The sequence below is a fragment of the Bacillus cereus G9842 genome (assembly GCF_000021305.1).
GTDB classification, from domain to species: domain Bacteria; phylum Bacillota; class Bacilli; order Bacillales; family Bacillaceae_G; genus Bacillus_A; species Bacillus_A thuringiensis_S.
The window spans coordinates 1,273,802-1,298,826 of sequence record NC_011772.1; the positions used below are offsets into that span (position 1 = coordinate 1,273,802).

Below are 25,025 nucleotides of genomic sequence, written 5' to 3' on the forward strand. Positions count from 1 at the left end.
ATAGAAGTAGCAACGTATTACACAAAAACAAACAACAAACAAAAGATTAATGTTGGTTTAATACTGCTTTTACACTAGTTGTTTATATTTGAGTTGTACATAAGATTTGTAAAAGGAGAGAGAAACAGTGAAAAAAACAATCTTTAAAGCTGTAGCGACTGGAATGGTATTTTCGTTATTAATGGGGTGTGGTGCAAAGAAGGAAGAAAGTGCTGGAGCGAAAGTGAAAGATGAAAAATTATCTGGATCATTAACTGTTTACACAGCAATTGAAGAAGAGCTTGTACCAATTTATCTTGATTCCTTTAAAAAGAAATATCCTGATGTGAAATTAAACATTGTACGTGATTCAACAGGAGTTATTACTGCGAAATTGCTAGCTGAAGGGAAAAATACACAAGCAGATGTTGTATGGGGAACTGCGGCATCAAGTCTATTAGCTTTAGATAAAAAAGATATGTTAAAAGGATACTCTCCAAAAGGAACAGATCGTGTTCTTCCGCAATTTAAAGATGATAAGCAACCTGAAAAATGGGTAGGAAATACTGCATTTATGACGGGGATTGCTGTAAATAAAGAAGAATTAAAGAAGAAAAATTTACCGATGCCAGAATCATATGAAGATTTAACGAAACCAGAGTATAAAGGAACACTTGTTATGCCACATCCAGCATCATCTGGAACAGGGTTTTTAACAGTTTCTGCATGGCTACAAATCATGGGTGAAGATAAAGGCTGGGATTACATGAAGAAACTTCATGATAATATGGCAAGTTATACGCATTCAGGATCAAAACCAGCAAAATTAGCAGGAGCAGGTGAATATCCAGTCGGTGTATCAATGGTTTATAGTGCTTTAAAAGAAAAACAAAAAGGTGCCCCAGTTGAAGTTGTACTGCCGAAAGAAGGATTAGGATGGGAAGTAGAAGCGAACGCACTTATTAAGAAAGATAATGCGAAAAATGATAAATTAGCGCAAGCATTTTTAGATTGGGCAATTACTGATGATGTAATGAAGTTATACTTTGAGAAAAATGGATTTGCGACAATTAAAAATGACTATAAACTTCCAGAGGGATTCCCGAAAGATGTTACTGAAAAATTATATAAAAAGAATGACTTTAAATGGGCAGCAGAAAATCGTGACAAAATTTTAGAAAAATGGGAAAAAGAGTTTGGCCAAAAAGCAGAACCGAAAAAGTAAGTGAGTGGGAGAGAGAAAAATGAGCGAATATTTATCAATTCAACACATTCAAAAACAGTTTGATGCATTTACAGCGTTAAAAGATATTTCTTTTACTGTGAACAAAAATGAGTTTGTTTGTTTATTAGGCCCAAGTGGTTGTGGGAAAACGACGTTGCTTCGCATTTTAGCGGGACTAGAGGAACCAACGACTGGCAGTATAGCTGTGAATGGAAAAGATATTACAGCATTGCCTCCTGGAAAGAGAAACTTCGGAATGGTTTTCCAATCGTATGCTTTATTTCCGAATTTAACAGCACTTGAAAATATTGAATACGGCTTAAAGACAAAAAAATATGGGAAAGCAGAAGTGAAAGAGAAAGCGCTAGATGCGTTAAAACTTGTAGATTTGCTGAATGTAAAAGATAAATATCCTGCTCAAATGTCTGGTGGACAACAGCAGCGAGTAGCACTTGCACGTGCGCTCGCTCTGTCTCCAGATATTTTGTTACTCGATGAGCCGTTATCAGCTTTAGATGCAAAAGTGCGTGAAAAATTACGTAGAGAAATGCGTGATTTGCAAGAGGAAATAGGAATAACGACGATTATGGTAACGCATGATCAAGAAGAGGCATTAACGATGGCTGATAAAATTGTTGTAATGAATCATGCGGAAATTATGCAGATTGGAACACCAGAGGAGATTTATCAAAGACCAGCCAATCCGTTTGTGGCAGATTTTATTGGTTCTATTAATTTCTTTTCGAAAAATAACGAAGAACATGCAATTCGTCCTGAACATGTAACAATTGTACAAAAGGAAGGTATTAAAACAGTTGTGGAAAGTATGGAATTTCGCGGATCCGTATATCGGACGGAAGTGCGAGTCATAGAAGAAAACACACACCTTTATAATGAGAAAATTGTAGTGGATATATTAGCATCAGAAGTAGAAGCAACCGCTATTAGAAAAGGAAAGCCGATTCAAATCTCTTTCTCAGAAAATCATATGTTGTCATATGGAAAGAAGGTCATTGTATAGATGGAGATGTTAGAAAACTATAAGGTAGAAAGTACGAAAAAAAAGATTAAGAGAAGTATTGGGAAAGAGGAATGGATCCAAAGGCTCGTAATTATCGGTATGATCCTTTCCTTCCTTATCATACTTGTATTGCCGCTATTACAAATATTTACACAAGCTTTTTATAATAAAGATGGAGTTTTCATTGGTTTAGCGAATTTCAGTAAATATTTCACAACACCAACTTTAGTTCAGTCTTTACAAAATACAGTATGGATTTCGGGCGCAACAACAATTATTTCAGTTGCAATCGCATTCGTTTACGCATATGCAATTGCCCGTACGAATGTTTTTGGAAAGCGTGTATTTCAGTATGTAGCGTTATTACCATTGTTCGCACCAACGATGATGCACGGTATAGCACTTACATATTTATTTGGTAATCAAGGGCTAGTAACGAAAGGGATGTTTGGGTTATTTGAAGGTATACAAATCCCTTTATATGGACCAGTAGGAATTGTAATAGCTGAAGTTATGTATACATTTCCGCAAGCATTTCTTATATTGCTAATTGCCTTTCAAGGATCTGATTATCGATTATATGAAGCTTCTAATATGTTAGGGGCGAGTAAAACAAAGCAATTTTTCACGGTTACTTTACCTAGTGTAAAGTACGGATTAATTAGTGCAATGTTTGTTGTGTTTACACTTAGTTTTACTGATTTTGGGGCACCAAAAATTGTTGGTGGGCAATATAATGTGCTTGCTACTGACGTATACAAACAAGTAATTGGACAGCAAAATATGCCGATGGGTGCAACTGTCGGAATGATTTTATTAATCCCAGCTATATTCGCATTTGTAGTTGATCGTATTACGCAAAGAAAGCAGGCGAATTTCTTATCTTCAAAAGCAGTACCATACAGAATAATAGCTAATAAGAAAAGAGATGTAATCTCATTCATATATTGTAGTGTAATTACACTTATGATCATTCTATTATTTGTTGCAGTTGGTATTGCTGCAAGTGTGAAAGTATGGCCATATAATATGAGTTTTACATTTGAGCATTTTAATTTTTCGAGTTTAACAGGAGATGGACTTGAAGCATTTAAAAATAGCGTAATTGTTTCAGCAGTTACAGCAGTTATTGGGGCGATTTTAACATTTGTATTCGCATATGCAATTGAGAAAATAGACCAGCTACAATTTTTTAGAAAAACAGGTTACTTTTTCTCTATAGTGCCGTTAGCGATACCAGGTTTAGTACTCGGATTAGGATATGTCTTTTTCTTTAGTCAACCAACGATTCAAATTCTGGGACTATCAGTAACGAATCCGTTTCATTCTTTATACGGAACAATCGCTGTGTTAGTACTAGTAAATATCATTCATTTTTATTCTGTAACATTTGTCACGGCAACGACTGCCTTAAAGAAATTAGACCGAGAGTTTGAGCTTGTTTCGCAGTCAATGGGTATTCCGTTTTATAAAACATTCTTTAGAGTAACAGTACCAATGTGTTTACCAGCAATTTTAGAAATGGTGATGTACTACTTCGTAAATTCGATGGTAACTGTGTCAGCAGTTGTATTCTTATATGCAGCTGATTTTAAACTAGCTGCCGTATCAATCGTAAATATGGATGATGCAGGAAATGTAGCGCCAGCAGCTGCAATGAGTGTACTTATTGTTATTACAAATATTGTAGTGAGAGTTGTATATGAATGGGGAACGAAAGCACTTCGTAACCGAACTTCGCAATGGCAAAAAAGATAAATAAGAAGGGTGATGGACAGAATGAAAATTGAAGCAGTTATTTTTGATTGGGCAGGTACGACAGTTGATTACGGATGTTTTGCACCACTAGAAGTATTCATGAAGATTTTTCATAAACGCGGCGTTGAAATTACAGTAGAAGAAGCACGTAAGCCAATGGGATTATTAAAAATAGATCATGTAAGGGCACTAACAGAAATGCCTCGTATTGCGGATGAGTGGAAGCGTGTCTTCGGTCAATTACCAACAGAAGTAGACATTCATGAGATGTATGAAGAGTTTGAAGAAATTCTCTTTTCTATTTTGCCAAGTTATGCTACGCCGATTGAGGGGGTAAAAGAAGTAATCGCTTCTTTACGTGAGAGAGGCATTAAAATCGGTTCAACAACTGGTTATACGAGAGAAATGATGGATATTGTTGCAAAGGAAGCAGCGTTACAAGGATATAAACCTGATTTTCTTGTTACGCCAGATGATGTTCCAGCAGGCCGTCCATATCCATGGATGTGCTATAAAAATGCAATGGAACTTGATGTGTATCCGATGAATCATATGATAAAAGTAGGGGACACAGTATCAGATATGAAAGAAGGTAGAAATGCTGGAATGTGGACAGTTGGCGTAATTCTTGGAAGTAGTGAGCTCGGTTTAACGGAAGAGGAAGTGGAGAGTATGGATTCGGTAGAGCTTCGTGAAAAAATAGAAGTAGTTCGTAATCGGTTTGTTGAAAATGGGGCTCATTTTACGATTGAAACGATGCAGGAGCTCGAAAATATAATAGAACATATCGAGAAACAAGAACTAATTATTTCATAAAAGGGGCACTGGATCATGAATGAAAATCACTATTTATTATTAACACCAGGACCATTAACGACAACAAAATCAGTAAAAGAAGTTATGCTATACGATTGGTGTACGTGGGATGTTGAATATAATACGATGGTGCAAGAAGTAAGAGCTAAACTTGTATCGTTAGCGACGAAGGAAGAAGAGAAATATACAACAGTGTTAATGCAAGGAAGCGGTACGTTTTCAGTTGAAGCAGTAATTGGTTCTGTTATTCCGGCAAATGGGAAGCTTCTCGTTTGTACAAATGGTGCGTACGGTAAGCGCATCGTGCAAATGGCAGAGATGTTACAGATTGATGTAGTGGTCAGTCAAACAGAAGAGTGGGAACCTACTAATATTGTAGAAGTAGAAAAGTTATTGCAAGAAGATAAAGAGATTACGCATATTGCAGTTGTTCATTGTGAAACAACGACAGGTATTATAAATCCAATTGTAGATGTATGTAAATTAGGAAAGCAGTATGGAAAGGTTACAATTGTTGATGCGATGAGTAGTTTCGGCGGGATTGAAATAGACATTGCTGATTTACAAATTGATTTTTTAATTAGTAGTGCAAATAAGTGTATTCAAGGGGTTCCTGGATTCGGATTTGTAATCGCAAAACGTGATGAATTATTGAAGTGTAAAGGAAAAGGACGTTCTTTATCTCTTGATTTATATGATCAATGGGAAACGATGGAAAAACAAAATGGGAAATGGCGTTTTACTTCACCTACACATGTTGTACATGCTTTTTATCAAGCACTACTTGAACTAGAAAAAGAGGGGGGAGTGAGAGCGCGTTACAATCGATATTACAACAATCAAAAACTACTAGTGAATAGAATGGGAGAAATCGGATTTAAGCCACTAGTAGATGAGAAATATCAATCTCCTATTATTACATCTTTCATTTATCCAAAAGAGGGGTTCGAGTTTCAACAGTTATATAACGAATTAAAGCGTTATGGATTTGTTATTTACCCTGGAAAAATTTCGAAAGTAGATACGTTTCGCATTGGAAATATCGGTGATGTACATGAAGAAGATATTAATCGCTTAGTTGATAGTATTGCTAAAGGAGCTGTTATTGGATGAAAGTATTTTGCTTAGGTGGAGCAGGTAAAATTTGTCGTGAAGCTATTTTGGATTTAGTTCAATTTTCATCTTTTGAGACGATTACAGTAGCTGATTTTAACGAGGAAGAGGGCCGTAAAGTAGTAGAATGGCTCAACGATCCTCGTGTTGATTTTGTAAAAGTAGATGTAACGAATCACGAGGATACGGTTGCAAAAATGATTGGTTATGACATTGTAATGGACGGTACGACGATAAAGCTAAACGGATTGTCGACCCGCTGTATTGCAGAAGCAGGGTGTCACGGTGTGAACTTAAATGGATTTGGTGAAGAAAATGAATCGCATGCTATATTTGTTCAAAACGAAAAAACATGTTTACCTGGATTTGGCATGACGCCAGGTGTAACGCAAATGATGGCAATGCATGCAGCAAATCAACTGGATACTGTAGATACGATCCGCGTAAGTCACGGTTCGTATCGTCCGATTGCTTTTTCTGCATCAATTACAGAGACAACGACATATGAATATGATCCACATTTACCATCGCGTACAGTGTATGAAGATGGTGAATTTAAGCAAGTACTTCCGTTTGCGCGTCCAAGAGAAATAGAATTGCCAGCGCCTTATGGTAAGACAACGCAGTATATAATCCCGCATTCTGAAACAATTACGTTAGCAAAGGCACTAGAAAATAAAGGTATCAAACTGATAGAGACGAGAGGAACTTGGCCAAAGCAAAATATGCAACTTGTACATGCTTTATATGATTACGGCATATTGCGTAATGATCAGATTGAAATAAATGGGAAAGAAATTGGTATTATGGATTGTATTTCGCGGTATTTATTACAATCGAAAGAAGGACAAGAAACAGAGGTTTATGGTTATGCACTTCATGTAGAAGTAATAGGTATGAAAAATAATGAGAAGCAAAGACATGTATTATATCATACACATCCGTTATCTGATGGCTCTGTTGTAGGATGGGAAAAATTAAGAGCTTATACGAGAAACGTAGGTATTCCATTTGGGATTGCTGCAGAGTTAATTGCAAATGGAAATGTAAATAGGGTGGGTGTTGTTACGCCTGAAGAAGCTTTTGAAAATCCACAATTGATTTTTGATGAGCTAGCAAAGCGCGGTATTCATATTCATGAAAAAGTTTCTGCTTATAAAGAAAATTACAACCTTGTATAAATAAGGAAGTTTATGAGGGAGATATAAATGAGGTGAAGCTATGTCTGTAGTAGGAGAAGAAAGAAAGCGAACCATTCTTGAAAAGGTAGAATTTAAAGGGAAAGTAAAGGTTTCAGAATTAGCTAGAGAATTTGCTGTATCAACAGAAACGATTCGTCGATATTTAGAAGAATTAGATCGTGAAAAGAAGTTGAAAAAAGTGTATGGTGGAGCTGTTCAACTTCCAGGCGCTGGGGTAGAGGCACCAATGTTAGAAAGAGAAATGCTACATATAGAAGAGAAGAAAAGAATTGGTTATAAAGCAGCGACATTTGTAGAAGATGGTGATGTCATTGCAATTGATGATGGAAGTACACCGCTTCAAATGGTTCCATACCTTGTTCATCGTAAAAACTTAACGATTGTAACAAGTTCATTTCCAGTCGCAACACAATTAATTTCTTCTATTAATAAAAAGATGTTTCACGGTGAAGTTTTATTTATAGGTGGAAAAGTATCTCCAAAGCATTCGCGTGTATCAGGGTCTATTTCTCAGCAAGTAATACAGCAATTCCATTTTCATAAAGCGTTCGTTTCGATTGATGGGCTATTACCTAGTTTTGGAGTTTCCAGCTTTGAATTAGAGAAAGCGAAATTGTCAGAGGCGATGATGAAATTAGCTGAGAAAACATATATTTTATGTGATCATACGAAGGTAGGCGTGAAAGGGAATTATCGTATAGCAGCATTTTCACGTATTCAACATGTAATTTGTGATAAAAAAATGCCATATAGTTTTGAAGAAGAACTTATGAAGCATAATATTCAGTGGACAGTTTGTTAAATACAGTGAAAGTACCTAAACTCCCGCCTAATTTTTAGGAGGGAGTTTTATTGTCTGTAAATCGTAAAATAAAAGATTTGCATTTATGCAAAAAGTGGACACATTTTCTCATCTCTTTCATATAATTTACCAATACAAAAAAAGTTGGTCGAAGGAAAGAAGGGAGAACATGTCAGAACGAATATATAATAAACTTGTATTGTACGCGAATATTTTGCAAAAAATCGGTGTCATCAATGAGAAGGAAAAAAGTGAAATTCTTCATACGATAGGTAAAAAAGCCCTTTGAATAAAGGGCTTTTTATTATTTATCTTTAAAAATATAAATTTAATGTAATATTCTCATTGACAATGAGAATGAGATTCATTATCATTTATTTGTGGATAATTGATAAGTATTATCAATTATAAAAATTATATATGATAGGGGATATTATTTTGAAAAAAAATTATATGAAGGCGCTAGTAGTAGCGACAACATTAGCAATTCCATTTGCTACGTACTCTACTCCAGCATTAGCAGCACTAAAAGTTGAAGCAAATCAATCGGTAGCAGCAGCGAGTGATCGCACGTATGATACTGAGATTAAAATATATAAGGATCAAAAAGACGAGCCATCTATGGTTTCTCAATATATAAAAGATCCTAAAGTAACAATTGCAGCTGGCAAAAAAATTGTCACTGTAACAATGCAAGATAGCGATTATTTTCAATATCTTAGAATAGAAGATAGAAACCAGCCTGGTGTATTTCATGATGTGAAAGTTTTGTCAGAAGATAAGAGGAAGAATGGAACGAAAGTAGTTCAATTTGAAATTGGCGAGTTTGAGAAGAAGCACAATATGCAAATGCATATACTTATTCCAGCTATTGGATATGATCACAAATATCAAGTTCAATTTGAAATTAAAGATCCAACTGTAGGTAACAAAGAAACAGAGAAACCAGATGATAACTCTAATTCAGGCAATACGGAAACGGATAATCCAGTTGATAATCAAAACATGATAACAGATAACAAATTAAGAGAACTTGTTAATAAAAAAGTATTTAATAGAAAAGATTTAAATACACCAATTACGAAAGAAGAGTTATTACAAGTAAAGGATTTGTTTTTAAATACAAACGAGATACTTGATTATAGTGCATTAAAATATATGCCAAATTTAAAATCTTTAACAGTTGCGAATGCAAAGATAAAAGATCCGTCGTTCTTTGCGAACCTAAAGCAATTAAATCATTTAGCTTTGCGTGGTAATGAGTTTTCAGATGTAACGCCACTTGTTAAGATGAATAATTTAGAGTCTCTTGATTTAAGTAATAATAAAATTACAAATGTTGCACCACTAACTGAAATGAAAAATGTAAAAACTTTATATCTATCAGGCAACCAAATAGAAGATGTAACAGCATTAGCGAAAATGGAACAACTAGATTACTTGAATTTAGCAAATAATAAAATTAAGAACGTTGCTCCATTAAGTGCTTTAAAAAATGTAACATACTTAACTTTAGCAGGTAATCAAATTGAAGATATTAAACCGTTATATTCATTACCTTTAAAAGATTTAGTATTAACGCGTAATAATGTTAAAGATTTATCGGGTATTGATCAAATGAATCAATTAAATAAATTATTTGTCGGGAAAAATCAAATTAAAGATGTGACACCACTTGCTAAAATGACTCAGCTTACAGAATTAGATTTACCCAATAATGAATTAAAAGATATTACTCCATTATCAAGTCTAGTAAACTTACAAAAGCTTGATTTAGAAGCGAATTATATTACAGACTTATCACCAGTGAGCAATTTGAAAAAATTAGTATTTCTAAGTTTTGTTGCAAATGAAATCCGTGATGTCCGACCAGTTATAGAACTAAGTAAGACGGCTTATATCAATGTCCAAAACCAAAAAGTATTTTTAGAGGAAACAGAAGTAAATAAAGAAGTAAAAGTACCTATATATGAAAAAGATGGTGAGATTTCTACGAAAATTCGTCTGAAGAGCGATAACGGTACGTATAGTAATGGTGTAGTGAAATGGAGTACACCAGGTGAGAAAGTATATGAATTTGGTGTGAAAGATCCATTTGCGGATACAGGAATCTTCTTTACAGGGTCTGTTATTCAAAATGTAGTAGAAAGTAAAGACGGTAATACATCTAAAGAAGATGAGAAAACAGAAGTGGTAGAATTTAAAGATGTACCAAAGGGACATTGGTCAGAAGAAGCAATTAATTACTTAGCGAAAGAAAAGTTATTTATAGGCTATGGAAATGGTGAATTTGGATTTGGTGATAACATTACTCGTGGACAAGTAGCTCTTCTAATACAAAGGTATTTAAAATTAGAAAATAATCTAGAACCAAAAACGGCATTTACAGATACGAAAGGAAATATGTATGAAACGGCTATTGATGCAGTGGTTCAAGCTGGTATTATGACAGGGTATGGAAATGATATATTCCGTCCAGATGGAGTATTAACTCGATATGAAATGTCAGTAGTACTACAAAGAGTATTTCAGTTAAAAGAAAATGAAAATAGTGCAGAGAATTTCAAAGATATACCAAATGGCCATTGGGCGAAAGGATATGTGAAAGCTCTAGTAGATAATAAAATATCAAAAGGTGACGGGGAAGGGAATTTTTTAGGAGATAATTTCGTAACACGTGAACAATATGCACAGTTTTTGTATAATGCAATAAAGAAATAAAGTGAAACTTTAATCAGTGGGGGTTTTGTTTATCCCCCACTGATTATTAGCCCTCACCAATCGGGCTTTTACGGGCAGAGCCCGATCCCCGCCTAACTTCTTTGCTTTCGCTGCATTTTGAGGTGGGGGTCTTACTGCCTAGCAAATAGCGGGATAAAAAGTGAGGAAAATGCACTATTCTTTAATTAAAGAATAGTGCATTTTTTTATGTACAAAATGAAATAGGCAATAGATAGGAGTATAGACATATGAATAGCCTATTTTAAAGAAGAACCGCGAAACTATATTGACAAAAAAGCATTCTCATGTGATAATTCAATTAAATTTTTAGAATAATCAAAAAATATTCCTTTTACATAGAAAGGATTCGAACCTTATATGAATATTATGCCGGGGGTGACGAAATGTTATTTTTTCTGAAGAAATGGAATGAATTAAAAGATGTGAAATCTGAATTGGCACTTCGTGATTGGTTTTATGGTACCAAAATTAGTTTGTCGCTATGTACGTCAAAAGAGCCGTTAACATTTTTAGTAAATGTTGAGGGAAGAGATAAAGGGCTATTTTCGGAAGAAGATTTTATTGTCGTAAATTGCATGTGCGAGTCAGTATTTGAAAATGAAGAAAAACCAGCTGCAGAGTCATTTATGCATGCGGATATTTATAAAAAAAGTAGTGCAGGATGTATTTTACAAGTGCAGACTGTAGATAGTCATTTAATATCAGAGTTATATGGAGAAGAAGGAGAAGTAACGTTCGATAAACGCAGTGTGGAACGTGTTTTCGGAAAAGAAGGTATAACAGAAATGACCATTCCAATTGTAGAAGATGAAAAAAAATTCGCTGATTTATTAGAAAGCAATGTTCCGAATTTCATTGAAGGTGGAGGAGTAGTTCTTGTTCATAATTACGGCATGATTGTGTGGGGAAAAACGCCAGAAGAAGCGAAAAAATGGCTAGAGGGTATAGAATATTTAATGAACTATCATGTGAAATTATTAATGATTAAGGGCGCAAGAAGCTCTGTTATATAAAAATGAATGTGATATGGCCACAAGTTAATAAATAAATGAAAGCGTTTTAAAAATAATTTCACTCATAAAATATAGGTCTCCTTATTATATATAGATTACATGTTGACATGTAAGGAGGAACATATTTTGCGAGTTAAATATCATTTTCTGCCAAAGCAGCAAGTAACATTTTGCAAAATAAATGATTCTGGTGAAGAGGCACTGCAAACGATGAACAAAACGGGATTTCGAGCCATCCCGGTATTAGCAGAAGATGAGAAGAAATTCACGGGGATTATTTATAAAGTAGATTTATTAGAAAAAAAATGCAATAGCGGATTAGAGCATGTAAGTGCAGGAGATATACTTGACAATTCCAATGCATTTATTTTTGAAAAGGATTCCTTCTTCAGAGCCTTTTATGTGATTCGTCGGCTTCCGTTTTTAGCCGTGCTAAATGATTATAATGAATTTGTCGGTATGTTAACGCATTCGAATATATTTGATGTTATTGAAGATTCATTTGGTATGCGGACAGGTGGTTATATATTAACAATTGCAACACAAGATTGTAAAGGAACGATTAAAGAGCTTGGGACATTGTTAAAAGCATATAATATCGGTGGGTTGTTTACACTCGATAACGGTGATCAATATATCCGCCGCGTTATTGTAAATATATCAGATGAGTTAGATGAAACAAGATTAAAGCAATTAATCGGAAAAATAGAGAAAAAAGGATTCAGAGTGAGTCATGTAGATTATATTTAAGTTAAAAAGAAAAGTACCTATCTGTTATATATAGATAGGTACTTTTCTTTGTGAGTAATAAACTTTATTTTGAAACAGGAGGCGGGGATAATGCTAGATCAGATAAAAAAATAAAGTCTGCATGCTCACGAATTTTAGGGATAGAAGTTTCAATAACGCGTGATGTAATTTCACCTGGGGGGCCCACATGCCCGATAGCTACCATAATAGGTTTTTCTTGAATTTTTTTGATGAGTAATTGGGCTTGTTTTGAAATATGTCCTGCTGTATACACATCATCAAAAAATAGTTGGTTTTCAATAATAGGAACTCCTAATTCTTTTCCGATTTTTGGGACGACACTATTAGGATTAGTTTTACTATCTAAGTAAAATAAACCGTGTTTTTTACAAGCAGCAAGTATAAGGCGAACAATTCTTTCATCCGCTGTTACTTTTGACCCCATATGATTGTTCATTCCAATTGCATGCGGAACTTCTTGAATCGCTTGTTCAAGTCGGTTGTTTATTTCTTCATCGCTTAAATCGGTTGTAATTGCTTTCGGTCCAAGCCATTCTTTTTTACCTTTAATAGGTTCCATTGGCATATGTATAATAACTTCATGGCCTTTTTTATGGGCGGCTATTGCATCTTCTTTTGTGGAAGGAAGAAAAGGCATAACAGCAACAGTGAGCGGAATGGGAAGTGATAACATTTGATTAGTCCCCTTCATATTATTGCCGAAATCATCAATGACAATAGCAACTTTATTTGTATGAGCATTTGCTTGAATAGGAAATAAGAAGGACGGTAAAAACAAAACAATGATGAACAATGTAATCGTATATTTTCGCATATAAATATTTCCTTTCTATTGTTATCCCGCTATTTGTGGGTAGTAAGACTCCCACCTCAACATTGGGCTGGATAGGTGGGAGATTCACTGCCTATAAACGCACGATTGGTGAATGCTAATAATCAGTGGGGCTGAACAAAAAACACTGATTAAAGTTTCACTTTATCAATCATCATTATGTTTTGCTTTTTTATATAAATTAAACAAAAAATGTCGAAGAAAAGTAGGTGGAAAATTAAGAATCCCCGGTTTACGTAGAATTTGTAAAAAAAGAAGATGAAAAAAATGTCTATTATTGCGAATGTATTTACAAAGATAGAATAATTTGTAATAATTCTCAAAGTGAGGGTAAAGATTTGTAAATTACAGGGAGAAAATGTTAAAATTTCTGATTCTTCAAATTTGTATATGATTAAGTAGTTAAAAAGGTCAATGGAGAAGTGAAGTTGAGAGCATGGAAGTATAATAAGGGGGATATGGATGTTTACTGTAAAAAGGAAGTACACATTAGAAAAGCTTTCACGTGATATTCATATGAAACGTGAAGAAATGATTCAACTAGGATTAACAAGTGGGCTAAATAGTAGGGAGACAATTCAAGTTAGTCAAGAATTGGACAAGCTTATTTTACAATATCAGTGTTATAAAGAAAAACAAACACCGAAATGGTTTTCAATTATAAAAATACCAATTTTCCAAATCGGGTATGAAGGAAAATCAAATAATTTTTGGCGAATGCTTGTCGCTGGTTTTATGAAATAAGTATAATTACCCTTATAGGATAAGGATAATTATACTATGTGTAACGGAATTTCGATATGAACTGTCGTTCCTTCGTTTTCTGTACTGTCAATAAAAATATGCCCATTATACATCTCTACAATTCGTTTACATATGACAAGTCCAAGACCTGTTCCAGTATCTTTATTAGTAAAGAACGGATGAAAGAGGTGTTTTTGAATATGTTGCGGAATCCCTTTTCCAGTATCTGTAATCTGTAATTGTGCGTGTGTTTCATTGTTTTTTACTACAATGGTTAGTGTATCACTAGAAGTCATGGCCTCAATTGCATTTTTTGTAATGTTTAAAACCACTTGTTTCATATGGTCTTTCGAACAACGGATATGAACAGGATGGTCTGGCAAATGTAAATGGAATACAATGTTATGTAAATTCGCCTCAGATTGAATAATTAATGCTACCTCATTTAGAATTGTTCTTACGTCATATGTTTGTTCGATGATGGCGGTTGGCTTGCCGAGAATAAGAAATTCACTTACAATTTCATTGATTCGCTCTATTTCTTGTTCAATTACGGAAAAGTAGAACTGATCTTGTTCATCTTTATATTTCTCTTTTAATAGAGCGACGAGTCCTTTAATTCCAGTAAGAGGATTACGGATTTCGTGTGCTGTACTTGCTGCAAAAGTTCCAACTAATTCAATTTTCTGTAGTTCATTTTGTTGTCTTTCAAGTTTTGTTTGACGTTTTAACAACATATATTGAGCAAGTAAAAATAAAATAGACATTAAAAATAAAGTAGCGATACACTCTATTGCAACCCACTGGTATAAGTTTTTTTGATGAATAGGTAATGGTGAAACAGAGACCTTCCAATTTAATCTTTGGAGTGGAGTAGTAAGCATATTAGAATGCGTATCACTTGTGTCATTATTATCATCGGTTAGAAAAACTACATCATGTTTATCAGTTACCTCAAAATGGTATTGTGGTTTAATGGCATTTAAAGAAGATGAAATGTAATCAAAGCGTAAACTAGCTAATAATAATCCTGAGAGCTCCTTCTGTTTATTGAATATGGGGGCAGCAATCATAATAGCTTTATGTCCAAGAACGCGATCAGTAATGACTGATGATACAGTGGTTTTTTTAGTTTGTAGCACGTCTTGAATATATTTACGGTCTGAAACATCTACGGGCTTTGATTCATCTTCAGATGCGATTGTAATGACCCCTTTTGGTGTAGCGTAATATAGACCAGAAAAGCGTGCATCGTTTCCATCTGTATCATGTACAATTTGTTTAATGCCATTTATATTACCAGTCTCGGTGCCTACAACTTTTGCAAGCATGTCTAAAGCAGAAATTGCTTCACCAAGATGATGATCTAAATAATCTCTATATAAAAAGAGAACTGTATGAGCGGATAATTTGTTTTCCTGTTTCATTTTATATGTATGATACGAATAAAATGTAGCACCAATCCCTATTGTCGGTAGGATAACAAGCAATATATATATAATTATGCTTTGGAATTTGACTTTCAAATGTGGTACTCCTTCTTTTTTTATTATCATTATATATAAACTATGTTAAAATTGTCATGTTTTTATTCAAGAATGATTCTTAATATATTAGGGGAGAGGAAATGGATGAGTGAATGCTCATTCGGAATTCACATGAAGTATGAAGTGGCATTTTCTTTTTATTGCTGAGAATTTAAGTGAAGGGTTGAAAGTTGTATGACATCAAATAATGAACGAGAAGATATTTCTCAATCTTTAAAAGTATTTATTGCATTATCTCGTGTACATCGTTCTGTTATGGATACTACAAATAAATCTATACAAAGTAACGGGTTAAATCCAACGGAATTTGCTGTATTAGAACTGCTATATCATAAAGGCGGTCAACCACTCCAGCAAATTGGTGAGCGCATTTTAATAGCCAGTGGCAGCATTACATATGTTGTAGATAAGCTGGAGAAAAAGGGATTAGTAAAGAGAATCCCATGCCCGAATGACAGACGTGTTATTTACGCGCAATTAACTGAGTCTGGCGAGAACTTTATTGCTTCTATTTTTCCGGGGCATGAGAAAGTTATACATCAGTCTTTTGAAATGTTAACGAAAGATGAAAAAGATGAATTACTTGATCTATTAAAAAAAATTGGGAAGTATGAAAAATAATAATATGTTCCAAAGGAGCTTTGGATAAATAAATCCAAGGCTTTTTTATTTGCAATGAACTCAGGGTAGTAACTGCCGAATTTTGTTGAAAATTAAGAGGGAATTCGGGAATACGTATTGAATTATAGTAAAGGTATGTAATGGAGAGGAGGCTCGTTCATGTCATTTAAAGACTATGAATATAAACGCCCAAATATTGAAGAGTTAAAAGAGAAATTTACTGTTGCTTTAGAGAAGTTTGATAACGCAAAAACTGTAGAAGAACAAAAACAAGTCATTAATTCAATTAATGAAATTCGCAACGATTTTGGTACAATGGGAAACCTTTGTTACATTCGCCATTCTGTTGATACGACGGATACTTTTTATAAGGAGGAGCAGGATTTCTTTGATGAATTCTCTCCAGTTGTACAAGGATATGGTACAAAATATTATAAGGCACTCATTAATTCTCCATTTCGTGAAGAATTAGAGGCGTATTATGAAAAACAATTATTTGCTCTAGCAGAATGTGATTTAAAAACATATTCAGATGAAGTCGTGAAAGATTTACAATTAGAAAATAAATTATCGTCGCAATATACACAGTTATTAGCATCTGCAAAAATTGACTTTGCTGGAGAAGAAAGAACGTTATCGCAACTGATTCCGTTTATGCAAGGAAAAGAAAGAAGCGAACGTAAAGCAGCAAGTGAAGCATACTACGGATTTTTAGCTGGAAATGAGGAAGAACTAGATCGTATTTATGATGAGCTTGTTAAAGTGAGAACGAAAATCGCAAAATCTTTAGGTTTCAAAAACTTTGTTGAACTTGGATATGCAAGAATGTACCGTACAGATTATAATGCGGAGATGGTGGCTAATTACCGTCAGCAAGTGCTGGATTATATCGTTCCCGTTACAACGGAATTAAGAAAGCGACAACAAGCACGTATCGGTGTAGAGAAGTTAGCTTATTACGACGAAAACTTTGAGTTTGCTACAGGGAACCCAACTCCAAAAGGAGATGCGGATTGGATTGTTGATCATGGAAAGACGATGTATAAAGAGTTATCGGCTGAGACAGATGAATTTTTCAATTTCATGCTAGATAATGATTTATTAGATTTAGTTGCGAAAAAAGGAAAAGCTGGTGGCGGATATTGTACATATATTGAGAATTATAAAGCGCCATTTATTTTCTCAAACTTCAATGGAACATCTGGTGACATTGATGTATTAACACATGAAGCAGGTCATGCTTTCCAAGTATATGAAAGTCGTAAATTTGAAATTCCAGAATATAATTGGCCAACATATGAAGCGTGTGAAATCCACTCTATGAGTATGGAATTTTTTACATGGCCATGGATGAAGCTATTCTTTGAAGAAGATGCAGATAAATATTACTTCTCTCACTTAAGTTCAGCACTTCTGTTTTTACCTTATGGCGTATCAGTTGATGAATATCAACATTATGTATATGAAAATCCTGAAGCATCACCTGAAGAGCGTAAGACAGCATGGCGTAACATAGAGAAGAAATACTTACCGCATCGTGATTATGAGGATAATGATTATTTAGAGCGCGGTGGTTTTTGGCAACGTCAAGGGCATATTTATAGTTCACCTTTCTATTATATTGATTACACGCTTGCTCAAATTTGTGCGCTACAATTTTGGAAACGTGCAAGAGATAATAGACAAGAGGCGTGGGAAGATTATGTGAATCTGTGCCAACAAGGTGGAAGTAAATCGTTCTTAGAATTAGTAGAAGTTGCAAATTTAACATCACCATTTGCTGAAGGCTGTGTGAAAAGTGTTATTACAGAAATTGAAGCATGGTTACATGCGATTGACGACACAAAATTGTAAAAAACATGCGCTTTTTTTCACATGTTTAACATCGACATAATGGGAAAATGATGAGATAATAAAAGAAAATTCAGAATACTAAAGAGGTGTTTCTAATAAGGAGCACCTCTTTTCACCAACAAAAGGGGGGAACAAGTATGCTTCAATCTAATATGGATGTGAGTTTAGAAAGTTTAGTAAACTCATTACAGTCTACCCGAAGCACGCTATTATCAGAAATTGAAATGTTAAATGATACAGAAGTGAATGTAAAGCCACGCCGTGATAAATGGAGTATTACTCAAATTTTACACCACTTGCATTTAGTTGAACAATCTGTCACGTCTGCCCTTGTATATGCTTTACAAAAAAACGAAAGAAACATGACTCCATTTAAAGACCTCCAACTTACGCTTGATCGCACACATAAACGAGAAGCTCCTCAGCAAATGCAACCAACAGAAACTTTAATGAAAAAACAGCAAGGAATTCAATTACTAGAACATTCACGACAAGAACTATTACACGCGCTTCATAGTGTTATAGATGAAAAAGATCTATTTGAAAATGGATTAAAGCATCCTGTTTTTAATGATCTGAATTTGTATCAATGGGTTCAATTTCTTGATTTGCATGAACAAAGACATCTTACGCAGTTAAAAGAGGCGAAACATGCAATTTTGCAACGCTAAAGTGGAAGAAGTGGGAAACCACTTCTTTTTTGATATGTGCATAGTTTTCTTTCTTATTTTGGAATACTACATGGAGAAAGAAAAGAAGGAGTTGAAAAAATATGTCTAAGAAGAAGCGAGAAGAGGAGCGCGCCTGGAAAGCGCGTAAAGAAAATCAACAACCGCACGGAAAAGTGAAAGCTTTTGCTGAATTAGTTGAAGGAACAGAAAAAACGTGATGATTATTTCATCACGTTTTTTGTATGAGTGGAAAAGTTAATAAAAAGGTTGTACCGATTCCTTTTTCACTTATAATATCAATTTTTCCGTTCATAGCTTGAACAACACTGAATACGACCATCATTCCAAGTCCAGTGCCTTTTTCTTTCGTTGAATAGAAAGGCGAACCAAGACGTTTTACTTGTTCTGAATCCATACCGATTCCTGTATCTTTTATATATAACTGAATATGCTTATGATCAGGAACTAATGTGAAATAAAGATCACCGCCTTTTGGCATAGCCTCAATGCAATTTTTTAAAATATTTAATAAACATTGATTTAGTTTTTGTTTTTCTCCAGCGATAAAAAAAGAAGTGCTTTGCTTTATATAATGAGTACGTACATTTGTTAAATTAGCAAGCGGTGTAATTAACGACAATGCATGTAGTAATTCTTCTTCTAACTGTAATGTTTGTTCTTTTTCAATGCTTGGTTTGGCAAAAGTTAAATAATCTGTAAGAACATGATTTGCTTGTTCGATGCCGTTAATGGCAATGTCGATATATAATTTTCGTTCCTGCTCAGTGCATGTATCTGATTGTAACAGTTGTAAAAACCCTTTCGTTGAAGTTAATGGATTGCGAATTTCATGAGAGATAGACGCTGCCATTTCACCAATTAAATGAAACTTTTCAGCATTTATAAGTTCGTTTTGGAGACGAACTTGAGTTTGTAATATGTGTAGTAAATATAAAATTAGGATCGTACCAAGCATTGAACATAACTCATATACAATAATATGCGGTATATAATCAGTCTTATTTGTAACCTTTGAAAGAAAGAAAGGTATCCAACTAAATCCGTATGTGAGACTGTAGATAATAGCAAGTGTTATTTTTATACGATTAGAAGTTCGATTGAAAAATTTATATGTTAATAGTAGAACAATAAATAGAAGAACAGAACCGATAAGAGATGGGAAAACACCTACCCCACCTAATAGTAAGCGATATATGTTTAATACAACTAAGATAGAACCACCAGCAATAGGCCCTCCCGTTAATGTACCGACAATTAATACAATATGGCGCATATCAAATTGAAAACCATTATTTGTTTTTGCTGCAAATGTAATACAGAGTACGGTAGCGAGGCAACACAATACAATAAATATAGCTGAATTTAATTTAGGAGAGCGTTTCCCTTTTTGATTCCAAAATAAATGATATACGAGCATTGTAATAAGGATGAATAATATATTTAAAAAGAGATAAATAATAAAGGATTTCAGTGGGATGCCTCCTCTCTTCTTATATTAAATTAATCATACTATAAAATGAAAGAAATGAAATAATAAATAGCGGAAAAATCAGAAATTTTTACGCTAGTATACAATATGTTACAATAAGCTGTGTCAATGAAAGAAGAAATTCCGTGCACCGCGCGGGAGAGGTTCGCGAACTCCCTCTATAAAAAACTATGGAAACAACAATATCCTTAGGTATTGTTTTGTTTTTTTATTGTGACAGTTCAAGAACGTTCTTTCTTCTTATTTATAGTAGAGAAGGAGAATGAGTGAAATGAAAAAAGAAAAAGCAGTTGTTGTTTTTAGTGGAGGACAAGATAGTACAACATGTTTATTTTGGGCAATAGAGCAGTTTGCAGAGGTAGAAGCTGTAACTTTTAATTACAATCAACGTCATAAGCTAGAAATTGATTGTGCAGCGAAAATTGCAAAAGAGCTAGGAATAAAGCATACGGTACTAGATATGAGTCTATTAAATCAACTTGCTCCAAATGCGTTAACGAGAACGGATATGGAGATTACACATGAAGAAGGTGAATTGCCATCGACATTTGTAGATGGACGAAATTTACTCTTCTTATCATTTGCTGCTGTATTAGCAAAACAAGTTGGAGCACGTCATATTGTAACGGGTGTATGTGAAACTGATTTCAGTGGTTATCCAGATTGCCGTGATGTGTTTGTGAAATCGTTAAACGTTACTTTAAATTTATCCATGGATTACCCGTTTGTCATTCACACGCCACTTATGTGGATTGATAAAGCTGAAACATGGAAATTATCAGATGAACTTGGAGCATTTGAGTTTGTTCGAGAAAAAACATTAACATGTTATAACGGAATCATTGGTGATGGTTGCGGTGAATGTCCAGCGTGCCAACTTCGTAAAGCAGGATTAGATACGTACCTACAAGAACGCGAAGGAGCGAACAACTAATGGATAATTTCTTTGGATTTCGCATCGTAGAAAATTTGCAAAAAATGGACAAGGATATTCAGCGTAAACAGCTCAAATACCATAATAAAAGAGTAATGGTCAGCAAGGAATTTACATTTGATGCAGCACACCATTTACACTGTTATGAAGGGAAATGTAAAAACTTACATGGTCACACATATAAAGTTGTATTTGGAATTAGTGGATATGTAAATGAAATAGGACTTGCAATTGACTTTGGTGATATAAAAGAGATTTGGAAGAATGAAATCGAAATTTATTTAGATCATCGTTATTTAAACGAAACGTTACCTGCAATGAATACGACTGCTGAAAATATGGTCGTTTGGATTTATGAAAAGATGGCAGAGGCACTAACTAAAGAGAATCGAGTGAACGAATATAAAGGAGCTCGCGTAGAATTTGTTCGTCTATTTGAGACGCCGACTAGTTATGCGGAAGTAAGACGGGAGTGGATGCTCGATGAGTAAAATCCCTGTCTTAGAAATATTTGGTCCGACTATTCAAGGTGAAGGAATGGTTGTAGGGCAAAAGACAATGTTTATCCGTACGGCTGGTTGTGATTATAGCTGCGCTTGGTGTGATTCTGCTTTTACATGGGATGGATCAGCTAAAAATCAAATTAGACAGATGACAGCAGAAGATATTTGGGATGAGCTTGTTGCAATTGGAGGAGAAAAATTTTCTCATGTTACGATTTCAGGCGGGAATCCGGCATTGCTGAAAAATATTGAGTTTCTTCTTTCTATATTAAAAGAAAATGGAATGCGGACGGCAATTGAAACTCAAGGGAGTAAATGGCAAGATTGGTTACTTCAAATTGATGAAGTAACAATTTCTCCAAAACCACCAAGTTCGACGATGAAAACAGATTTTCAGAAGTTAGATGCTATTATTCAGAAACTAGCAGGAAAAGATATTAGTTTAAAAGTAGTAGTATTCGATGATCATGATTTTGAATATGCAGTTAAGATGCACGAACGTTATCCAGATGTACCATTTTTCTTGCAAGTAGGAAACGATGATACAAAAACAGTGGATGATGCGATGCTTATTAAAAAATTATTAGATAAGTATGAGTGGCTGATTGATAAAGCTGTAAATTGTAAAGAGATGAATGATGCAAAAGTATTGCCCCAGCTTCATGCGTTAGTATGGGGAAATAAACGCGGCGTATAATGAGAAGGGATGTTTAAAATGACAGGAAGATTAGATGAAGATTTAAAAGATGTAACATTACTAGGAAATCAAAATACAAAATATTTATTTGAATATAGCCCAGAAATATTAGAGGTATTTGATAATAATCATCCAAACCGTGATTATTTTGTAAAATTCAATTGTCCTGAATTTACAAGTTTATGTCCGAAAACAGGACAACCAGATTTTGCAACAATTTATATTAGCTATATTCCAGAGCAAAAAATGGTAGAGAGTAAATCTTTAAAGTTGTATTTATTTAGTTTCCGCAATCATGGTGATTTCCACGAAGATTGCATGAACGTTATTATGAACGATTTAATTAAATTAATGGATCCACGTTACATTGAGGTATGGGGGAAATTCACACCACGTGGTGGCATTTCAATTGATCCATACTGCAACTACGGTCGCCCGGGGACGAAGTATGAACAAATGGCTGACTACCGCATGATGAACCACGATCTATATCCGGAAACAATTGATAATCGTTAATAGAAAGAAAGGGCCTGTATACTATACAGGCCCTTTCTTTCTATTATATTATGCATTTTGATTAATGACAGTATAGTTTTTATGACTTACAACTGTAAGAGGTTCCATATCTAGTTCTCTAAAATTCTTCATAATTGTTATATCAACAATAACAGAGTTTTGATTTACTTTTTGAACACGGCCTTGCATTCCACCTTTAAATTCGATGATATCTCCAGTTTCTGCGATCTGCATAAGCAACTCTCCTTGTTACAGTTTTCCCAAAAAAAGAATAAATTTGGGTTTTTTTATTTCCTCCTATTTTGAACCATATTTCCTACTTTGTAAATGTTTCCAAAGTAAAAATTCGAAAAAAATTCACTTTTTGTAAGAAAATATGTAGAAAATCCATGTTATTTGAAAAAATAGCAAAAATGCGGAAATCTTTATATCGAGGTATAATGAAAAAGTAGAATAACCTGCTGAAGTGGGAGAAATTAGAGGCGGTAAAATGATGTTTGAATTTGTGGGGAGTGTTATAGCTTTAATTTTATTTTTATTTTCTTATATGCATTTAAAAAAGATTCGTCAATATGATACGAATACATATTTTGATGGGATGGATGGTACCCATGCTTCGATAACACATGATAGTGGTGGGGAGATGTAAAGGTATATAACTTTCTTTTCTTGCGTGGTATGATATTTAGAACTAGTGCATAATAGAGTTCGTAAGTGATGAATGGAGAGTGAAAAGAATGAAGATTTCTTTTATTCGTCATGGTTGTTTAGGTCGTATAAGAGAACCGATGACAATTAATTCATTTCACGAATGGATGAAACAGTATGATTCCGAATCAATGATACAAAAAGCTAAAATGCCGATAGAAACAATAGAGGCAATTGAAGCAGCGAAATTTGTCTTAACAAGTGATCAAAGGCGTGCTGTACAATCAGCAGCTGAATTGACAGATTCTTTATCTTTTATGCAAAATTCTCTTTTTAGAGAAGCTGAAGTTCCTTCATGCTTTTTTGCTCCGAAGTGGTTGAAATGCACAATTAAGGTATGGATGTTCATTGGACGAACATTATGGATACTTGGCTACCATAAAGATGTTGAGTCTTATAAGGAAGTAAGAGAGAGGGCAAGGCAAGCGGCTTACCTGTTACATCGTTATGCTCTCGTACATGGAAGTATTGCTCTTGTAGGTCATAAGTATTTTAATTCGATGATTGGAACGGAGCTGAGGGCAATGGGATGGTCTGGTTCTCCTATTTTGCATAGAAAGCCATGGGGATGTACAACATATACGTTTCACGAGGCGATGGATGGAAATATATTAAATACGAATTTAACATAAAAGCACACGATTTATATAAATCGTGTGCTTTCTTTTTAAGATATAGAAATTTTGACGTTTAATGTTTTTACGAGATGAGCATAAGGTTCGCCTACTAGCATAACAATTTCATCTTTTTTATAACCTAACTTTTCGTATAGTGAATAGGCGCGTGTGTTTTCTAAATTAACAAGTAAAGCGATTTTTTCATGCCCTTTTTCAGTTGCATAGATTTCGGCAGCTTCAATTAATTTAGAACCTATACCTTTTCCGCCGTGTGCACTTGAAACTGATAATGTATCAATGTAATACTCATCAAGCTCAGCTTCTTTTTCTAACGTAATTGATTCATCTTTATGTAATTCTCTTAAGTGATGTACAATTGGTGCGTCAAGCTGTGTTGCTTCACTACCGTGATAAGCGACAATAATTCCAACTGCACTCTCGTCTTGTTCATAGACAAAACAGTTTTCGTAGCTCAGACGGTTATTTTCTTTTGAGAACCATGTCTCAAGTCCTAGTAATACTTCTGCTTTAACTGTGCTACCTGTGATTTTTTCAGCAATTTCATGCAGAGCATTATACAATAAAGGAGCTATTGCCAGTGCATCTGTCTTTTTTGCTTTCCGAATCATAGTATCCCTCCTAGTTCTATTTGTATATTGTAGCATAGTGGTATGGAACTTTGCATAATTGAATGCCGAAATGTTTGATATAGAGAAGTAGCTATGTTAGTATATGATATTTAGTGGACATATAGTAAAACGATATTGTTTGCGAAATAACGAAAATAAAATCATGGCATAACAACGAGATAAAATGAAACGTTAATCAG

The 25,025-nt window shown here is 34.4% G+C and carries 26 protein-coding genes and 1 riboswitch; of the genes, 21 read left to right on the forward strand and 5 right to left on the reverse strand.

The annotated features are described in order from the left end of the window. Positions 1–127: 127 nt before the first annotated feature. The 10 genes from BCG9842_RS06365 to cbpA all read left to right on the forward strand — a co-directional run bounded on the left by BCG9842_RS06365 (position 128) and on the right by cbpA (position 12,421). Positions 128–1,204 (forward strand): putative 2-aminoethylphosphonate ABC transporter substrate-binding protein, encoded by a 1,077-nt coding sequence (locus BCG9842_RS06365; protein WP_000750915.1) that lies wholly within the window; start codon positions 128–130, stop codon positions 1,202–1,204. A gap of 19 nt (positions 1,205–1,223) precedes the next feature. After that, entirely contained in the window at positions 1,224–2,225 is a 1,002-nt protein-coding gene (locus BCG9842_RS06370) for a putative 2-aminoethylphosphonate ABC transporter ATP-binding protein (RefSeq protein ID WP_000006195.1), read from the forward strand. Next, positions 2,226–3,983 (forward strand): putative 2-aminoethylphosphonate ABC transporter permease subunit, encoded by a 1,758-nt coding sequence (locus BCG9842_RS06375; protein WP_000425527.1) that lies wholly within the window; start codon positions 2,226–2,228, stop codon positions 3,981–3,983. A gap of 21 nt (positions 3,984–4,004) precedes the next feature. Beyond that, a complete protein-coding gene (gene phnX, locus BCG9842_RS06380; protein WP_000687386.1) occupies positions 4,005–4,799 on the forward strand; it encodes a phosphonoacetaldehyde hydrolase in 795 nt (264 codons plus the stop codon). A 15-nt stretch (positions 4,800–4,814) separates the two neighbouring features. After that, positions 4,815–5,912, forward strand: coding sequence for a 2-aminoethylphosphonate--pyruvate transaminase (gene phnW / locus BCG9842_RS06385; protein WP_001004779.1), 1,098 nt, complete (start codon positions 4,815–4,817; stop codon positions 5,910–5,912). Next, on the forward strand, positions 5,909–7,093 hold the full coding sequence (locus BCG9842_RS06390) for a saccharopine dehydrogenase family protein (RefSeq protein WP_000862158.1): 1,185 nt from the start codon (positions 5,909–5,911) through the stop codon (positions 7,091–7,093). The genes phnW and BCG9842_RS06390 overlap by 4 nt, the downstream gene beginning before the upstream one ends. Positions 7,094–7,133: 40 nt before the next feature. Beyond that, positions 7,134–7,916, forward strand: coding sequence for a DeoR/GlpR family DNA-binding transcription regulator (locus BCG9842_RS06395; protein WP_000117666.1), 783 nt, complete (start codon positions 7,134–7,136; stop codon positions 7,914–7,916). 438 nt (positions 7,917–8,354) lie between these two features. Then, a complete protein-coding gene (locus tag BCG9842_RS06405; RefSeq protein WP_000742628.1) occupies positions 8,355–10,637 on the forward strand; it encodes an NEAT domain-containing leucine-rich repeat protein in 2,283 nt (760 codons plus the stop codon). Between the two features lie 404 nt (positions 10,638–11,041). Further along, positions 11,042–11,671 (forward strand): class II aldolase/adducin family protein, encoded by a 630-nt coding sequence (locus BCG9842_RS06410; RefSeq protein WP_000896006.1) that lies wholly within the window; start codon positions 11,042–11,044, stop codon positions 11,669–11,671. 126 nt (positions 11,672–11,797) lie between these two features. Then, positions 11,798–12,421, forward strand: coding sequence for a cyclic di-AMP binding protein CbpA (cbpA, locus tag BCG9842_RS06415; RefSeq protein WP_001264213.1), 624 nt, complete (start codon positions 11,798–11,800; stop codon positions 12,419–12,421). A 64-nt stretch (positions 12,422–12,485) separates the two neighbouring features. Here cbpA and BCG9842_RS06420 read toward each other — a convergent pair whose 3' ends face one another. Beyond that, positions 12,486–13,256, reverse strand: coding sequence for a divergent polysaccharide deacetylase family protein (locus tag BCG9842_RS06420; protein WP_001234134.1), 771 nt, complete (start codon positions 13,254–13,256; stop codon positions 12,486–12,488). A gap of 480 nt (positions 13,257–13,736) precedes the next feature. Here BCG9842_RS06420 and BCG9842_RS06425 point away from each other — a divergent pair, with 480 nt between their 5' ends. Further along, positions 13,737–14,018 (forward strand): aspartyl-phosphate phosphatase Spo0E family protein, encoded by a 282-nt coding sequence (locus tag BCG9842_RS06425; RefSeq protein WP_000495536.1) that lies wholly within the window; start codon positions 13,737–13,739, stop codon positions 14,016–14,018. 29 nt (positions 14,019–14,047) lie between these two features. Here the strand turns inward: BCG9842_RS06425 and BCG9842_RS06430 are convergent, their stop codons facing one another. Next, entirely contained in the window at positions 14,048–15,544 is a 1,497-nt protein-coding gene (locus BCG9842_RS06430; protein ID WP_000865060.1) for a DUF3149 domain-containing protein, read from the reverse strand. A gap of 195 nt (positions 15,545–15,739) precedes the next feature. Between BCG9842_RS06430 and BCG9842_RS06435 the strand changes: the two genes are divergently transcribed. The 4 genes from BCG9842_RS06435 (at position 15,740) to BCG9842_RS31565 (ending at position 18,929) form a co-directional block, all read left to right on the forward strand. Then, positions 15,740–16,186 carry a MarR family winged helix-turn-helix transcriptional regulator gene (locus BCG9842_RS06435; RefSeq protein WP_000203336.1) on the forward strand — a complete coding sequence of 149 codons (447 nt, stop codon included), beginning with the start codon at positions 15,740–15,742 and terminating at the stop codon, positions 16,184–16,186. 159 nt (positions 16,187–16,345) lie between these two features. After that, positions 16,346–18,040, forward strand: coding sequence for a M3 family oligoendopeptidase (locus BCG9842_RS06440; RefSeq protein ID WP_000008588.1), 1,695 nt, complete (start codon positions 16,346–16,348; stop codon positions 18,038–18,040). A gap of 137 nt (positions 18,041–18,177) precedes the next feature. After that, positions 18,178–18,711 (forward strand): DinB family protein, encoded by a 534-nt coding sequence (locus BCG9842_RS06445; protein WP_000941975.1) that lies wholly within the window; start codon positions 18,178–18,180, stop codon positions 18,709–18,711. Between the two features lie 101 nt (positions 18,712–18,812). Beyond that, positions 18,813–18,929, forward strand: a complete 117-nt coding sequence (locus BCG9842_RS31565) for a DUF6254 family protein (RefSeq protein ID WP_000038355.1) — start codon at positions 18,813–18,815, stop codon at positions 18,927–18,929. An 11-nt stretch (positions 18,930–18,940) separates the two neighbouring features. Here the strand turns inward: BCG9842_RS31565 and kinB are convergent, their stop codons facing one another. Then, entirely contained in the window at positions 18,941–20,149 is a 1,209-nt protein-coding gene (gene kinB, locus BCG9842_RS06455; protein ID WP_002083096.1) for a sporulation sensor histidine kinase KinB, read from the reverse strand. A 206-nt stretch (positions 20,150–20,355) separates the two neighbouring features. Further along, a riboswitch (PreQ1 riboswitch) is annotated at positions 20,356–20,399 on the forward strand. 93 nt (positions 20,400–20,492) lie between these two features. On the opposite strand from kinB, the gene queC reads away from it, so the two are divergent. From queC to queF, 4 genes are read left to right on the forward strand one after another with little or no spacing between them, the layout of a single operon-like run. Then, entirely contained in the window at positions 20,493–21,155 is a 663-nt protein-coding gene (gene queC, locus BCG9842_RS06460; protein WP_000711598.1) for a 7-cyano-7-deazaguanine synthase QueC, read from the forward strand. Continuing rightward, positions 21,155–21,646, forward strand: a complete 492-nt coding sequence (gene queD, locus BCG9842_RS06465) for a 6-carboxytetrahydropterin synthase QueD (RefSeq protein ID WP_000368414.1) — start codon at positions 21,155–21,157, stop codon at positions 21,644–21,646. The genes queC and queD overlap by 1 nt, the downstream gene beginning before the upstream one ends. Then, positions 21,639–22,355: a 7-carboxy-7-deazaguanine synthase QueE gene (gene queE, locus BCG9842_RS06470; protein WP_000036303.1), complete on the forward strand. Its 717-nt coding sequence runs from the start codon at positions 21,639–21,641 to the stop codon at positions 22,353–22,355. The genes queD and queE overlap by 8 nt, the downstream gene beginning before the upstream one ends. A gap of 18 nt (positions 22,356–22,373) precedes the next feature. Next, positions 22,374–22,871, forward strand: a complete 498-nt coding sequence (queF, locus tag BCG9842_RS06475; RefSeq protein WP_001986050.1) for a preQ(1) synthase — start codon at positions 22,374–22,376, stop codon at positions 22,869–22,871. 48 nt (positions 22,872–22,919) lie between these two features. Here the strand turns inward: queF and BCG9842_RS06480 are convergent, their stop codons facing one another. Next, positions 22,920–23,105, reverse strand: coding sequence for a YkvS family protein (locus BCG9842_RS06480; RefSeq protein WP_001165082.1), 186 nt, complete (start codon positions 23,103–23,105; stop codon positions 22,920–22,922). A gap of 259 nt (positions 23,106–23,364) precedes the next feature. Here BCG9842_RS06480 and BCG9842_RS31240 point away from each other — a divergent pair, with 259 nt between their 5' ends. Further along, positions 23,365–23,520, forward strand: a complete 156-nt coding sequence (locus BCG9842_RS31240) for a hypothetical protein (RefSeq protein WP_002083105.1) — start codon at positions 23,365–23,367, stop codon at positions 23,518–23,520. Between the two features lie 88 nt (positions 23,521–23,608). Next, positions 23,609–24,211 (forward strand): phosphoglycerate mutase, encoded by a 603-nt coding sequence (locus tag BCG9842_RS06490; protein WP_000703092.1) that lies wholly within the window; start codon positions 23,609–23,611, stop codon positions 24,209–24,211. Between the two features lie 35 nt (positions 24,212–24,246). On the opposite strand, the gene BCG9842_RS06495 is transcribed toward BCG9842_RS06490, so the two are convergent. Next, positions 24,247–24,825 (reverse strand): GNAT family N-acetyltransferase, encoded by a 579-nt coding sequence (locus BCG9842_RS06495; RefSeq protein ID WP_000619541.1) that lies wholly within the window; start codon positions 24,823–24,825, stop codon positions 24,247–24,249. Positions 24,826–25,025 lie beyond the last annotated feature (200 nt).